At 33.7% G+C, this 14,712-nt stretch carries 10 protein-coding genes and 5 tRNA genes; 6 read left to right on the forward strand and 9 right to left on the reverse strand.

What is annotated here, in order from left to right:
• A partial coding sequence (locus tag ACQY56_RS01200) for a carboxypeptidase regulatory-like domain-containing protein (RefSeq protein ID WP_428743700.1) occupies positions 1-4,812 on the reverse strand: 4,812 nt, incomplete at its 3' end.
• Between the two features lie 256 nt (positions 4,813-5,068).
• Between ACQY56_RS01200 and ACQY56_RS01205 the strand changes: the two genes are divergently transcribed.
• Together ACQY56_RS01205 and ACQY56_RS01210 are read left to right on the forward strand one after the other, a co-directional pair.
• Positions 5,069-6,781: a hypothetical protein gene (locus ACQY56_RS01205; protein WP_428738481.1), complete on the forward strand. Its 1,713-nt coding sequence runs from the start codon at positions 5,069-5,071 to the stop codon at positions 6,779-6,781.
• A 184-nt stretch (positions 6,782-6,965) separates the two neighbouring features.
• Positions 6,966-7,967 carry an IS30 family transposase gene (locus ACQY56_RS01210; RefSeq protein WP_428738482.1) on the forward strand — a complete coding sequence of 334 codons (1,002 nt, stop codon included), beginning with the start codon at positions 6,966-6,968 and terminating at the stop codon, positions 7,965-7,967.
• A gap of 34 nt (positions 7,968-8,001) precedes the next feature.
• Here the strand turns inward: ACQY56_RS01210 and ACQY56_RS01215 are convergent.
• From ACQY56_RS01215 to ACQY56_RS01235, 5 genes are all read right to left on the reverse strand, one after another.
• A tRNA-Leu gene (locus ACQY56_RS01215) sits at positions 8,002-8,086 on the reverse strand.
• A gap of 44 nt (positions 8,087-8,130) precedes the next feature.
• Positions 8,131-8,207: transfer RNA gene (locus ACQY56_RS01220), tRNA-Arg, on the reverse strand.
• Positions 8,208-8,219: 12 nt separating this feature from the next.
• Positions 8,220-8,296, reverse strand: a tRNA-Arg gene (locus ACQY56_RS01225).
• Positions 8,297-8,339: 43 nt separating this feature from the next.
• Positions 8,340-8,416: transfer RNA gene (locus ACQY56_RS01230), tRNA-His, on the reverse strand.
• 16 nt (positions 8,417-8,432) lie between these two features.
• Positions 8,433-8,510 (reverse strand) — tRNA-Pro (locus tag ACQY56_RS01235).
• Positions 8,511-8,688: 178 nt separating this feature from the next.
• Here ACQY56_RS01235 and ACQY56_RS01240 point away from each other — a divergent pair.
• From ACQY56_RS01240 to ACQY56_RS01250, 3 genes are all read left to right on the forward strand, one after another.
• Positions 8,689-10,026: a sodium-dependent transporter gene (locus ACQY56_RS01240; protein ID WP_428738483.1), complete on the forward strand. Its 1,338-nt coding sequence runs from the start codon at positions 8,689-8,691 to the stop codon at positions 10,024-10,026.
• Positions 10,026-10,298, forward strand: coding sequence for a hypothetical protein (locus ACQY56_RS01245; RefSeq protein ID WP_428738484.1), 273 nt, complete (start codon positions 10,026-10,028; stop codon positions 10,296-10,298). The genes ACQY56_RS01240 and ACQY56_RS01245 overlap by 1 nt, the downstream gene beginning before the upstream one ends.
• A 130-nt stretch (positions 10,299-10,428) precedes the next feature.
• The gene (locus ACQY56_RS01250; protein WP_428738485.1) at positions 10,429-10,632 is read left to right on the forward strand and encodes a hypothetical protein; all 204 of its coding nucleotides are present in this window, start codon (positions 10,429-10,431) and stop codon (positions 10,630-10,632) included.
• Here the strand turns inward: ACQY56_RS01250 and ACQY56_RS01255 are convergent.
• The 3 genes from ACQY56_RS01255 to ACQY56_RS01265 form a co-directional block, all read right to left on the reverse strand.
• Positions 10,629-11,408 carry a thiazole synthase gene (locus ACQY56_RS01255; protein WP_428738486.1) on the reverse strand — a complete coding sequence of 260 codons (780 nt, stop codon included), beginning with the start codon at positions 11,406-11,408 and terminating at the stop codon, positions 10,629-10,631. The two genes, ACQY56_RS01250 and ACQY56_RS01255, sit on opposite strands and share 4 nt — an antisense overlap.
• 150 nt (positions 11,409-11,558) lie before the next feature.
• Positions 11,559-12,923 carry an NAD(P)H-hydrate dehydratase gene (locus tag ACQY56_RS01260; protein ID WP_428738487.1) on the reverse strand — a complete coding sequence of 455 codons (1,365 nt, stop codon included), beginning with the start codon at positions 12,921-12,923 and terminating at the stop codon, positions 11,559-11,561.
• Positions 12,924-12,934: 11 nt separating this feature from the next.
• Positions 12,935-13,669 carry an ATP-binding protein gene (locus ACQY56_RS01265; RefSeq protein WP_428738488.1) on the reverse strand — a complete coding sequence of 245 codons (735 nt, stop codon included), beginning with the start codon at positions 13,667-13,669 and terminating at the stop codon, positions 12,935-12,937.
• A gap of 80 nt (positions 13,670-13,749) precedes the next feature.
• On the opposite strand from ACQY56_RS01265, the gene ACQY56_RS01270 reads away from it, so the two are divergent.
• Positions 13,750-14,712 carry a KpsF/GutQ family sugar-phosphate isomerase gene (locus ACQY56_RS01270; protein WP_428738489.1) on the forward strand — a complete coding sequence of 321 codons (963 nt, stop codon included), beginning with the start codon at positions 13,750-13,752 and terminating at the stop codon, positions 14,710-14,712.

A 14,712-nucleotide genomic window follows, 5' to 3' on the forward strand; every position in this document is an offset into this window, starting at 1 on the left:
TGATGCAATTGTAAATGTGCTATATGCCTCATCTACTATGTTGCCTTCGGTGTCGTAGAGTACACCTTTTAACTTATATGTTCCTGTAAGTGTTTTTTCTGTATTCCAAGATTCGGAAATAGTTTTTATCTCTTGTGAAGCTACAACACCAAGGTTTTTTGCTTCAAAAGTATGCACCACATTACCATCTACATCTTCAAGTATAAGTTGTGCATTCAGCTCATAACTGAGTCTTCCAGGGTTAGTGATATTTGCATACAGTGAAACATTCTCATCTACGCCATATGTTAGTTTGTCTGTGTGTGGGTCTATTTTTCCTAATACATTTGAACTCCCAAATGGTATGGAAACTATGTTGTTATCTTCATCACACTCATTTATTTCCATGGTGTAATCAACAATAGCAAAAATATTATTTTCACCAATATTTTCTATACCTGTGAGTGTAATATTGCTTGAACCATTAACTGCTAATGTTGGTACATCAGCAACACCTAAAAGTATCCCTCCATTTTTAGGATCACCATTAAAAAAATGTACTCGTGTTGCTTCTAGTGCAATAGAACCAAGATTATGAACATTTACATTTATACTGTAGTTCTCTGAATTATCTAAAATTTTAAGACCTGACAAACTATAATCTTTTGCCTGTGGTTCTACAGAAAGATCATATAGAACTGGACTTGTACCATTTGTAGAACGCTCAAAATTCACCATAACTTTTAAATAACGCCCTTGTAAATTTACAAGGTCACCGTTACTAAGAAGTTGTGCAGAACCAAAAGATATATTATCATCACTTGTTGCAACTGATACTTTAAGTACAGCATCTTCAGGTGTATATCCATTCCAAATTATTCTTCCCCAAGAAGAGCTTATATGTTTACTATCTTGAATAATACTCCATGTTCCAGAATCTGGTTTTCCAGAGAGTAAACTTCCAGTCATGTCACTATAATTATAAGGAGCAGATCCATTTCGTAGTTTAACGTCTAAATCAATTTTATTAGTTGTAGGATCAATTCTTACAAATTTATTATTTCCATTAACTGAGACCCAAATTTTACCTTGCGAGTCTGTAGCAGCACCAGTAGGAGAACTGCCAACATATACACTTGCCTTATATGTTCCATTGTTATCAAGTCTCGCCATTGTTCCTGGTCCACGATTTGCTGTCCAAATATCATCATCTAAGCCAATTGTTAACCCTGAAGGATAAGAATTATGTGTAGAATAGTTCCCTATTGACGTCCCATCAGCTGCAAATTTATAGACTTTATTACCAGAATAGGAACTATGCCAAATATTTCCTTGACTATCAAGCCCTAAACCATACGAACCATAAACATATTGACAAGTATATGTATCATCACTCAAATCAGTAAGTGTATTTTTTGTATCATAGCGAAGTAAGTTAAAACCTCCTTGTCGAGTTGCTGACCATAGGACACCATTTCGATCCATTAGTCCACCATAACCTCCACAACTTGGCGTTACACTTTGTAAGATTTTTCCACTTTCACCATCAATAACATTAAATACGCGATTTAAATGTCCGCCTACCCAAACATTATTTTCAGCATCAACGCTAACATGTCTTACACCTGTTCCTCCAACACGAACGTAATGTAGAATACATTCATCTTCTGCTGTACTTACACCACCATTGTTATCAACACCTCCTGTATTACTCCATGGTTTAATATCATTTAGCCCTGTTGATGTATCAATAATCCCATTACCATTTCGATCTATACATTGTCCATTTTCAACTAAACCAATTTTAACAACTGATCCTTTGCCCGATGTCTCATTACGATTACCTGCCCAAACGTTTCCATCTTTATCTACAGTTGTACGAGAAGGATTTGTTTGTCTTCCAGAAGGCGCAGAGCGATATTCTCCTAATATTTTTCCTGTTTTAGTATCGATTTTAACAATTGTTCCTGTTCCCGATGAAGAAACCCAAATCACATCAAAAGTTTGCACTGCTTCATCAAGTTGCAATTGATGTGATGCTAATGCTTTTACATTAATACTTTCCCCTAATGCAAAATCATCATTTGCAGTATATGTTGTAGCGATAGATTGACATACTCCATGACATAATAATGCAAAATTATTACTTTCGTTATTTTCTAAAACTACATTTTCTGAATCAATTTGTAAAGAGATAGGCATATCTTCATGACTATTCAAAATATTTTTCTCTAAAATTAAATTATATTGATCATATGCTTGTAAACTTACAGGTAGTACTTTTTTTGCTATAAGCGTATCAGCTTGATTATCATATTGTGAATTACCATTATTATCATAAAATGCTATAAGTGTTGATGGCACTGCTATGGCACTCCCTTGATTTTCAATACCAACAGAAATATTTTCTTCTTGATAACTAGCTTCTTTGATAATTAAATCTGGTTGAAGCTTTGTAATCCCTTGTTTGAACAATGATATAGTTCCATAATCACGTTCTTCCCCCTCAAAAAGTTCAAGTTCAAGATGCTTTTCCTCATAACCTGGATATTCAATATCAACCACTAAAGAAGAACCTATAATCTGATTGATTTCTATATTACCTTCAGCATCTGTAGTCACTTGACCTTTATATCCACTATGGAAAAAATTGACATTAACATCTTGCATTACATTTTGGGAAATGGCTTCAATAAGATGTAAGCGAAATTTTGATGGATTGAGTGATGTTGCGTATAATTCATGTCGTAAAGAAACAATACCTGTTGTTGGTACTAAGATATGTTCTTCTTTCTGCACATATCCTGCTGAAACAATACTTAGTGTTACATTCCCATCATTAGGTGCTGTATAACTATAGTATCCTTCGCTATTGGTTGTAACAGTAGCACTAAAATCCCCTGAAATAGAAACCTCACCACTAATAGATTCCCCTGTTTGTATATCAACTAAATGACCTTCAATAATTGGTTCTTTCTGCGTAATAGGATAAAGAGTAATAGGAAGTTGATAGTTCAGACCTTCTTTTAGTGTAATTTCTCCACTAATGTCAAAATAAGACGCATGAGAAAATTCTATTGTATAGTTCCCACTTTCAAGATTGGTAAAATTAAAGTTTCCTTGTGTATCTGTTTTTGTACTTAGTCCTAATTTTGGGATTGATACCTTAACATTTGCAATAGCATTGGCATTGTTTGACTGTACTTTTCCAAAAAGTGTAATTGATTTATTAATTGGTTGCATTTTAACTGTATGTTGATAGCTCGTTCCTGAGCGAAGTGTAGCTACTAATGTTTGCGTTGCATAGCCCAATGCACTAATTGTAAAGGTTGTATCTCCATCAATAACAGGAGATATATTAAATATTCCCTCCCCTATATTATGAAACTCTTGATTCATTGCACCACTTAATGTCAGATTAACATCTGATATTACTTGACTATTCATGGCATCAATTACTGTTAAATTAAAACCACTAGAGACTTGGTTTATTGGCACCATTTCAATAGAATAAAGTGAAGTAATACCAGCTATACTTTCACCTTCAGCTATAGCATTTGCATAACCATCTTTTTCAAAACTTATTGAAATTGGTCCAACAGGAATTGTATTTAACGAGAATGTTCCGTCTGCATTCGTATATGTACTTAATTCTCCTACTTTTATTTGTACTTGTATAAGTGGCTCTTTTGTTAATCCATCAACAATACGACCTTGTATCGCTCCTGAAGTTGGTGCAACATATTTAGAAAGACGTAGAGTTCCAAAATCAAGTTGTTGGCCTTGTTGAAGAGTAATTTCATCAACAATCATACTATACCCATTTTTACCAATTATAAGTTCATATTCACCTGCTTCTAAGTCTACAATTTCAAATAATCCATTATTATCAGTCAAGTAGTAAGATTTTTTTTCTTTTTTCAAAGTGATATCAACATCTGGTATAGGTTCTGTACTATCAGCATCAATAACTATACCTTTAATGCTTCCTAAATCAGGATTAGGAACCGCTACTGTTGCTATGGTTGTTGCGCGAAGTAATAATGCAGTTGTATAAGGATTATTTTCCCAACTGCCATTTGCTTTTTGTAATAAATTAATTGCATTAATGCTTTCTTGAACATCATCAATACTACTATACATTGGAGCAATTGCAATTAATACTTGTGCACTTTGATGTAACTCTCCCCATAATTGTTCATTCTTTTGAGATTCAAGAAAAGTTTTAGCTTGTTCTAATTGAGAAGCAATATCATATTGATATCTATATAACCAAAGTGCATGCATAGCACATGCTGTCAAATAAATAGAATTTTCATTACTACCTTCTCCCCAACTTCCGTTGGTCTGTTGCTCATTGAGAAGATAACTAATACTATCTTTTGCTCTATCATCCATTGTATTTAGACTACTCATAGCTTCAAGAGCTATAGACGTGTCTATAACTGTACTATTAAACCCTAAAAACTCTCCGAATCCACCATCTTGATTTTGTCGTTCTAATAAAAAAGAAACTAAAGATGTGTTTGTTTCATCATAAAATGTATTTAATATTATTTTGGAAGCAAGTATGTACGTATTATTTAATTCTGAGTTATGCATCATTAACATCGCATTTTGCTCAAAAGTACTATCAAGAGTGATACTAAGTTTTTTTGCATTAATTAACACTGTTGCTATACCTTGAAATGGTGTTACAAGATTATTCTCCGTATACATAGAACTATTAATATCATTACTTTGAATTAAAAAATTTTCTGCCATTTGATTAGCGTATGTTGAACTAAATAAGAAACCTATGTATGTAATGACCAAAAATAATAGTCTTTTCATATAATTTCCCCTCCCCCTTTTAAAACACATTTTTTAAATAAAAAATAAACAAATATTAACTAAATTTGTATTTTAAAAAGAATATTCTTTTATGTTATATCATAATTTTTTATACTTATGTTACATTAATTAACACTTTAAAATTAAAAACTTTATGAATATCAATAATAACTTAAATTAATGTATTTTAATTTTAATATAATTTTATTTTTGTTAGTATCCGTGTATTTTCAGTAAAAATGGGATTTAAATTAAAATGAAAAAAATATTTACTAGACTCAGTATAATTAGTTATTTAAGTATGGTACCTGTACTACTAGCACAAACATATACATTAGAACCAATTAGTGTAACAGATACTACTCTTTCATATTTTGAAGATACACAAGAAGAATTACATAGTCAAGTACAAATTCAAGAAACAGCACCAGGGCTTTACAATCCTGTTATTAATGGTCTTCAGGGAGATAAAATTAGTATTACAGTTGATGGATTACGTTTTAGTAATGCAATATGGCGTTCAGGTCCTAATCAATACTTTTCATGGATTCCACAAGAGTTTGTATTAAATAATGATGTTCTACCTACTTCAGATGCTATAGGCTCTACTTTAAATACAGACTTAGGGATAAATGGCAATATACTTTCATACAAATTTGATCAGTATAATACAGGAAATAAAGTTCTAGGAACCATCGATTGTGATTCAGTGAAAGCAGGTGTAAAATATTACACTACAGATAATTATAATGATGTAAATCATACTTCTTATAATCAAAATGCTTTTTATTTGGAACAAGATAGCACCATAGGAACAAGCAGAATACTCTTCAGTGAAAGTAAAGATATAGATCGCCCAGATAAATTTTTAAAAAACAAACCGTATACATGGGATAAACAACAATATCTACTTTTACAACACACTTATGCATTTAATAAAGAGAATAGTATAGTGGGAAGTTTTCAACGTTTTTTTGAAGAAGTTAATGACAATGGAACAATCTATTCAACCCGTGATCATATGTATGGATTGAAATATCAAAGTCTCATAACCAATGAAATTAATGTATATATCTCTAATTATTATGAAGATATACAACATAAGGATGACAATTATCTCTATAATACTGTAAGTGCAGGAGTTGAATATACTCAGAATTATAATCTCTTTTCATTTTACGCAAGATATAATGTTTCAGATGCTTATGTTAAATGGGATAATGAAAAGAAAAACTTTTTCAATAATGCAATTACATTAGAAATTTTCGATGATTCATGGTATGGAAGATATGATTATGGTTATAAATTTCCTACACTAGAAAACTTAGCCTATGCACAAACAACTGGTAAAGGTTATGATCTTCCAAATAATAATTTAAAACAAGAAACAAGTCATACTTTTACACTAGGTATTAAAGACAATAAGGGGGAAAAGCTTACATATGATGCGTCAATTTTTTATTTATATATGAATAATTTAATAGATAGAGAAAAACTTAGTTATCAAATCAATGATGAAGATGTTTACCAAAGTGTAAATATAGATACTGGGTATATGTTTGGGGCGAATCTTTCAACTAATTTTTCAATAGCTCAATTTGATAATATTTTTACACTTCAATATGTGTATGGAAAAACAGAACAAGACTATATTTCCAAATTAACTCCTCTAAAGCTTTTTTATAAAACTGTTTATGATGATTTTTATTTTAAATGGGAATATGCACCTAAAAGTCACACCTTATCTCAAAGTGATCAAGCTGATGTTCGTATTGTTGACGATAGATATAATCAATATAACAATAAGGGATATAATATCTTTAGTGTAGGGCTAAAAAAAGAAATTACAAAAAAACAAGTTATCTCTGTTGATTTGAATAATATTTTTGATAATGATGGTCGTGTTATAGGTTCATCTGTAGATGTTCCTGAACGAAGTTTTAGTATAAGTTATATAGTAAAATTATAAGGATTATTTTCTAGATAATACGTAAAATTGTATTTTATTTCTTCGTTGTTAAAACCACAACCTAAATTTAAAATTTGAATGTTATTTTTAGATTTCGCCAATTCAAATTTAAAGTGCGACAGTAGGTTAAGAGGATGTAGTAAAATAAGAGTCTAAATATCCGACCAAAGATAAAGGACTTTACATGAGCTACAGCCAAATAACCATGGACCAGATAGAAGCTTTAATAAAAGAGGGATTGAGTAAAGATTGTACAGCAATTAATTCAGGTGTACATCGTTCCAGCATATACAGAGAGATCAATCGAAATAGTATAGATGGATTATATAAAGCAGAGTATGCACAGATCCAAACAAGGTTGAGATATCAGAAAAAAGTGAAAAATCTTCGTCTTACTAGTCAGCATAAAAAATATATACTCAAGCATCTAAAACAAGGATGGTCACCAGAACAGATAAGTGGAAGAATGAAACTGGATGGATTACTTTGCTTATCTCATGAAACTATTTACAGATTTATATACAAGCGTATAAGAAATGGAGATAAACTTCATCAATATCTCAGACACAAACACCGTAAATATAAAAGTAGAAAAGGCATCTATGAATACAGAGGAAAGATACCAAAAGCCAAATCTATACATTTGCGTTCATTAGCAGTTGAAAAAAAAGAAAGAATTGGTGACTTTGAAGCTGATACAATCATAGGGAAGAATCATAAAGAAGCTATTGTTACTCTGGTTGATCGGCATTCTAAATTTACCTTAATGCAAAAGGTAGGTTCAAAAGAAGCATTTGATGTAAGCCGTGCAATACTGCAACTATTAAAGCCACTCAAAAATATCGTAAAGACTATTACCAGTGATAACGGCAAAGAGTTTACATATCATCAAGAGATAGAAAGAAAACTTGATATAGATTTTTACTTTGCTGAACCATATAAATCTTGGCAGCGAGGACTTAACGAACACACTAATGGTTTAATACGGGAATATATACCTAAGAAAAGTAAGTTTATTGATTACTCCCATAACCAAATTATAGCTATTCAAGACAAACTAAATCATAGACCTAGAAAAGTGTTAGGCTATAAAACACCATATGAAGTTTTCTTTGGTAAAATTGCTGAGTGGATTGATGACTCAAAACTACATTATAAAAATCAGATTGTCGCACTTGATTGTTGAATGGGCGTTTTAGAAAAAAGATTTTATGAAGGGATGGTGCGGATGAAAGGACTTGAACCTTCACACCGTGAGGCACCAGATCCTAAGTCTGGCGTGTCTACCAATTTCACCACATCCGCGAGTAGATAAGTTTTTTATGTCTCTTCAGACAACTTCTAAAAAGTGGTACGCCCTACACGATTCGAACGTGTGACCGATGCCTTAGAAGGGCATTGCTCTATCCAGCTGAGCTAAGGACGCATACAAAATGATTGGTGCGCCTGATAGGATTCGAACCTATAACCGTCGGATCCGAAGTCCGATACTCTATCCAGTTGAGCCACAGACGCAGGCAACAACCAGTGTTTGGCTTATAAGTTACAATGTTAATAATGGGGTGGAATATGGGATTCGAACCCACGGCCCCCAGTGCCACAAACTAGTGCTCTAACCAACTGAGCTAATCCCACCATATTAAAAAAAGAATGGTCGGGGTGAAAGGACTCGAACCTTCGGCCCCTTGGTCCCAAACCAAGTACTCTAACCATACTGAGCTACACCCCGACCTATACATTAAAAAGCAGTATATGCTGATTAATGAGGCGAAATTATAGTTAAAAAACTTTGAAATGTCAATAGTATTTTTCAAAGTTTTTTCATTTTCTTATTTTCTCGTACAAAAGTGAGTTAAGTTTCATTTGTTACAATTATACAAACAAAGCAAAAGGCAATTGTAAAACAGATGAAAATAGCAAGATTTAGTAGAGTAGGATTTATTTTAGCAGCGGCAGGAAGTGCTGTAGGATTAGGAAATATATGGAAATTTCCATATATTACTGGTGAATACGGTGGAGGTGCCTTTGTTTTAGTATATCTTCTCACAGTTTTGCTTATAGGGTTTTCAATTATGATAGCAGAGATGCTTATAGGGTATCTTGGGAGAAAAGATACAGTAAGCTCTTTTGAAACTTTAGCTCCTAAACATAAAAATATATGGAAATTTGGAGGTTTTCAAGGTTTAGCTGGGCTTTTTATAATGATCTTTTACTCTGTAGTGATCGGCTGGATACTTAACTACATTGTAACTTCTCTAACTTCTCTACCAGCTAATGTAAAAGAGGCTGAAGTAACTTTTAGTGCAATGCTTAATTCAGGTTTTTTTACACAGCTTTTTTATCATACTATTGCTTTTCTTGTAATCACATACACATTAACTAAAGGGATTAAAAGTGGGATTGAGAAGATCAATTTGGTACTTATGCCCGCCCTTATGATCATCTTATCTGTTATGTTTCTTTATTCACTTTCATTGGATGCTTTTCCAAAAGCAGTACATTTTATGTTTGCAGCGGATTGGTCTAAGCTCAACTCTGAAGCATTTGTAACTGCTGTTGGACATGCATTTTTTACACTTAGTCTTGGTATGGGTGCTATTATGACTTACGCAGCATCTATGGACAAAGGTGCAAACATTGTAAAATCTGCTTTTTGGGTTGTATTTTTAGACACCTCTATTGCACTTGTCGCTGGTTTAATGCTATTTACTTTTCTTTACGAGTATGGTTCTGGTCCAGCAAAAGGTCCAGGACTTGTATTTATCTCACTTCCTGCTGTTTTTTATGAGATGGGAGTACTAGGAAATATCTTTGCAGAACTCTTTTTTACTGCCCTTGCGTTTGCGGGACTTACATCTGCTGTGTCTTTAGTTGAGCCAATGGTTCAGTACTATATAGATAGATTTTCTTGGAGCAGAGTAAAAGCCTCCATACTAGTAAGTGGATTTTTTTGGTTTTTTGGGATCTTTGCAATACTTTCAAATATCGATGGAGCAAAAGAGTACTTAACATGGGGAGGTAGAAACTTTTTTGATTGGGTTGACTTTTTTACAGCAGCTATTATGCTCCCAGTTGGTGGACTTATAATGGCAATATTTGTAGGTTTTATACTAGAGAAAAGCCGTGTAAAAGCTGTAATGAAACCATTTTTAAAATGGGCATTTGAGCCTTGGTATTTCTCACTTCGCTACATTACGCCAATTGCGATGTTTATAGTGATGTTAAACCTAATGGGGGTAGTGTAATGACACCGCAGCAAGAGTGTATGGAGATTTTAAAACAAGAGGGGATCAACCCCGCTTCTACAGTTGATTATGAGATCAATGGTGAAGAAACTTCACTCACTCTGGAGTACATTATAGATACCTACATGTTAGCATCAGAAGAATCACAACTCGTATTTTTAACAGCTATGAAAAAATCTTTAGAAGCAAATACTATTGGAATAGAAAAATTCTTTGAAGGGATGGGGCAATTACTTTTAATGTCTCATCTCTCAGAAAAATTTGAAAGTTAATAAGGAAATTACAAATGCTCAAAAAAATCATTATTGGATTTTTATATTACTAGCGATTGGTGGTGCAGTCTACAAGGCACTCAATCCTTCAGACTACAAACATCCGCTCCATAGATAAATAAGGTATAAAATGGGCTGGACTTGTCAACACGATCATAAAGGTTTTTGTAAACTTCTTAATCTCAATTGTTCCCCTGGAATTAAAGGGTGCATTTTAAATAAAGGTAAAAGTGAATACTTTTTCTCTAGCGGAGATTTTGAAAAAGATAAAGAGAGAGAAGAGTCCAAAAAAGAAGACTCTATCAACTTTTCCGAACTGGCAAAATCAAATTAGAACTGAATAAGTCCATCAATCGGGCTAGATGCAGTTGCGTAAGGTTTTTTTGGTATTCTTCCTGCTTTATAACTCATACGCCCTGCAATTACAGCATGTTTCATCGCCTCGGCCATAGCAATTGGATTAGATGCTTGTGCAATTGCAGTATTTGTAAGTACTGCTTCAGCACCAAGCTCCATCGCATACGCCGCATCACTTGCACACCCGATCCCAGCATCAACAATTACAGGCACACTTACCGCTTCACGAACAAATACAACATTGTAAGGATTTTGCACACCAAGTCCACTACCAATTGGAGCGGCTAAAGGCATAATAGCATCAGCACCAGCATCTTCAAGACGCTTAGCTATGATTGGATCATCTGAAGTATACGCCATAATAGTAAAGCCCTCTTTGTGTAAAACCTCACACGCTTTAATCGTCTCTAAAACATCTGGATAAAGTGTTTTTTGCGTATCGCCGATAACCTCTAACTTAATCAGATCGATCCCTGTCGCTTCACGAGTGAGTCTAAAAGTTGTGATCGCCTCCTCAGCAGTTACACACCCAGCAGAGTTTGGTAAAAATTTAACATTAGTCCCTGCAAAAGTATCACGCAGGTTTTCTTTACTTGGATCTGTAATATTTAAACGACGAACCGCAACGGTAATAAGCTCACTCCCAGATGCTAAAGTTGCCTCTTTTGTCATCTCAAAAGAATCGTATTTTCCGCTTCCTACGATTAATCTAGATCCCAATTCATATTTTCCGATTTTTAGAGTATCATTCATATTCATTATCCTTATCTCTTTGTTTTGTTAATATCTTTCAGATTATTTGGCTTATTTTTAGAGCGCGAATCCTCCCTACGGTCTGGTCTCTAAAAATAAACCAAATAATCGTTTGTCACAATCAAGTGTGACGTTATAACAAAACAATTCTTACAGTTTACCTATACCATTGATTAAATCAGTTGGCGTAAGTGAAAAATCAGCACCATTGTAACTTTTTGCAAGTTTCGTATGAGCTAACGAACCATTTATAGCCGCTTCAAGTGAGCTATACCCCTGCGCTAAAAGCCCAGCAATAAGCCCCGCTAAAACATCCCCACTACCACCTTTTGCTAAAACATTGCTCCCATGCGGATTTACAAAAACCTCTTCGCCTTGCGAGATGATCACATTTGCCCCTTTTAACACTAAGGTAACTTCTAGAAATTTTTGGCTGAATTTTTGCGCATAGGTAAATCTATCTTTTTGTAACTCCTCTACACCTATTTCAGCTATCTCACAACACTCTAAAATCTTGCAAAACTCTTTAGGGTGAGGTGTAATTACAACATCTTTTCTTTGTAAAAGTGTACCAAGAAGCGGATGGTAAAAGATATCCGCATCTAAAAGTAGTGGCAACTTATTATTTACAAATCGCTCTAACTCACTTTGTGAAAACTCAACACCTAGCCCCATTCCAAGTGCAATTGCTGAAACAGTTGCGGGGAGTTGATGCGATTGCATGATCTCAAAAGGGGCACCGATATTTTCATTACTTAAAAGTGTCACTAAAGCAGTTCCAAAACGAAACGCAGCTTTAGCACTTAAAACACTCGCACCAGTTTTTTCTCCACTCACTACTGCAAGATGTCCATACGAACCTTTATGAGTATTTTGTTCACTTCTATGTGGGAGTTTTAGATCATTCTCATCAAGTAGTTGTACATTAGAATTTAGCTCATAAATCTTGCGTGAAACACCAAGATCGATCACATGAATCTCACCTACATAATCTTTAGCAAAATCTTCAAACAGTGACTTTTTAAGCGCTCCCATTGTCAAAGTAAAATCGGCTTTAAATTTATACGCACTTGGTACATCACAAGCTATACGCTTAGACTCAAAACTATTCATCACTTCCAGAGTGTTTGCTAAAGTTTTATCAAGCTCTCCTTGAAATCCAGTTCCTAAAATAGCATCAACTACAATATCTGCTTCATAGATTGTATCTGTAAATGTTACACCAAGCTTTTGGCATCTTTTGAGTTGTAGTTTTGCCATCTCGCTTTTTGGTTCTTTTACAAGGTAAACCTTGACGTTGTAATCTTTGTGAAGCAGACGGGAGAGTGCTAAGCCATCACCACCATTATTTCCGCTTCCACAAATGATGAGTACTTCATTTTGCTGGGGAAATTTGTTTTTGATAAAGTTAGCCATGCCATCTGCGGCATGTTCCATTAGGATATCTTCGCTGAGTGCAAATTCATCATAACATCTTCGATCGAGAGAGCTAATTTCATCAAAAATATTTTGCATTTTAGAGCCTCTTACTCTTCTGGTTGATACTCATCAATCTCTACAACAGAGTTCTTAATCTCATTAAAAAGTAGTGTTGGATATGCTGTTCTATACTGATAAAAAAACTTATTTTTCTTTAGATTTTTTAAACTTGCAGTATTAAAATAGTTTGCATTAGAACAACGACCCAAATATAAAAATGTAAATAGAAGTTTTAGATGTGGGTTTTCAAATGTCGAATGGGGTTGTGCTAAAAATGTGAAACCATATTTTTGTACATTTGTAAAACTTAACATATAAAGTAAAAAGTCTTCAAATTTTGTGTAAAAACCGTTTAAATTTTGGATGTCATGGAAAAAATAGTAGTAATTATCTAGTAACTCTTTCCCTGAAATTGTTTGCGTAAGTTTTGATTTTATATCTCTTTTATTTGAAAAATATTTCGGATTCACTGCCATATAGATATGTTTTTTTTGCGCAACCAAATCTGAAAATGCTTGTTCAAATGCTTCACTCTCTTCAAATTGGATATAGTTAAAATATTCATCTTTATATCTAAGTTCAATATTGTCTTCATGTGAATCATCAAAATCTAAGTAAAGTGTAGGCACACCCTGATCGATCACAAAGTTTCTAATTTTACATGCTAAATTTGTTTTACCTGAACCTTGTTCCCCTAAGATCAATGTGTTATAGCAAAGTATTCTTTCTTCAAGTTTTAAACTATCTATACTATCTAAATATTTTCCAATTACAGCTCTCATAAAAGCCCCTTTTTTATCTTAAAACTTATAAGTCTAATCGTATTATAACTTATGAAGATAAAAAGAGTATAATTGCATTTATGAATTACAAAACTATTGCACAAGAAACACTACAAATCGAAGCTAATGCACTTATAGAAGCTGCAAAAAATATCAATGGTATTTTTGATAAAGCTGTGGAAATGATCCTTGCATGTAAGGGAAAATTGATTGTCACTGGTGTTGGAAAAAGTGGACTTATAGGTGCTAAAATGGCCGCTACTTTTGCTTCAACTGGAACACCTAGTTTTTTTCTCCATCCAACAGAAGCATTACATGGTGACCTTGGGATGATCTCATCAAACGATGTAGTTTTAGCGATTAGTTATAGTGGAGAGAGTGAAGAGCTAAGTTCTATCTTGCCACATATAAAACGTTTTGATGTCCCACTCATTGGGATGACAAGAGATGAAAACTCTACACTTGGAAACTACAGTGATCTAGTAATTAAAGTACTAGTTGAAAAAGAGGCTTGTCCACTCAATACTGCCCCAACAAGCTCAACTACTCTAACTTTAGCACTTGGTGATGCACTTGCGGTTTGTTTAATGAAGGCTAGAGATTTTAAAACAAGTGACTTTGCGTCATTTCATCCAGGTGGTGCTTTAGGCAAAAAACTATTTATAAAAGTAAAAAATTTGATGCGTACACAAAACCTTCCTGTTTTACATCAAAGTGCTACAATTAAAGATGCTATTTTGAGTATTAGTGAAGGGCGTTTAGGTACAGCACTTATCGCTGATGATGAGAACCATCTTTTAGCACTTATGAGTGATGGGGATGTTCGTCGTGCACTATTAAGTGAAAATTTTTCTCTTGAAGATAATGTGATGAAACATGCAACACTCAATCCAATGAGTATAGATGATGCAGAGCTTTTAGCTAGTGATGCTTTAGTACTTATAGAAGAGAAAAAGATTCAACTTTTAGTTGTTACAGACAACGAAAAACATATACAAGGTGTATTACACATCCACTCACTTATCGAAAAAGGTATCTCCTAA

The organism is Sulfurimonas sp., assembly GCF_050296975.1.
Taxonomy (GTDB): domain Bacteria; phylum Campylobacterota; class Campylobacteria; order Campylobacterales; family Sulfurimonadaceae; genus Sulfurimonas.

Coding starts and splice junctions, on each gene's coding strand:
- ACQY56_RS01205 (WP_428738481.1), top strand. CDS start 5,069: ATGAAAAAAATATTTACTAGACTCAGTATAATTAGTTATTTAAGTATG.
- ACQY56_RS01240 (WP_428738483.1), top strand. CDS start 8,689: ATGAAAATAGCAAGATTTAGTAGAGTAGGATTTATTTTAGCAGCGGCA.
- ACQY56_RS01270 (WP_428738489.1), top strand. CDS start 13,750: ATGAATTACAAAACTATTGCACAAGAAACACTACAAATCGAAGCTAAT.
- ACQY56_RS01210 (WP_428738482.1), top strand. CDS start 6,966: ATGAGCTACAGCCAAATAACCATGGACCAGATAGAAGCTTTAATAAAA.
- ACQY56_RS01260 (WP_428738487.1), bottom strand. CDS start 12,923: ATGCAAAATATTTTTGATGAAATTAGCTCTCTCGATCGAAGATGTTAT.
- ACQY56_RS01250 (WP_428738485.1), top strand. CDS start 10,429: ATGGGCTGGACTTGTCAACACGATCATAAAGGTTTTTGTAAACTTCTT.
- ACQY56_RS01255 (WP_428738486.1), bottom strand. CDS start 11,408: ATGAATGATACTCTAAAAATCGGAAAATATGAATTGGGATCTAGATTA.
- ACQY56_RS01265 (WP_428738488.1), bottom strand. CDS start 13,669: ATGAGAGCTGTAATTGGAAAATATTTAGATAGTATAGATAGTTTAAAA.
- ACQY56_RS01245 (WP_428738484.1), top strand. CDS start 10,026: ATGACACCGCAGCAAGAGTGTATGGAGATTTTAAAACAAGAGGGGATC.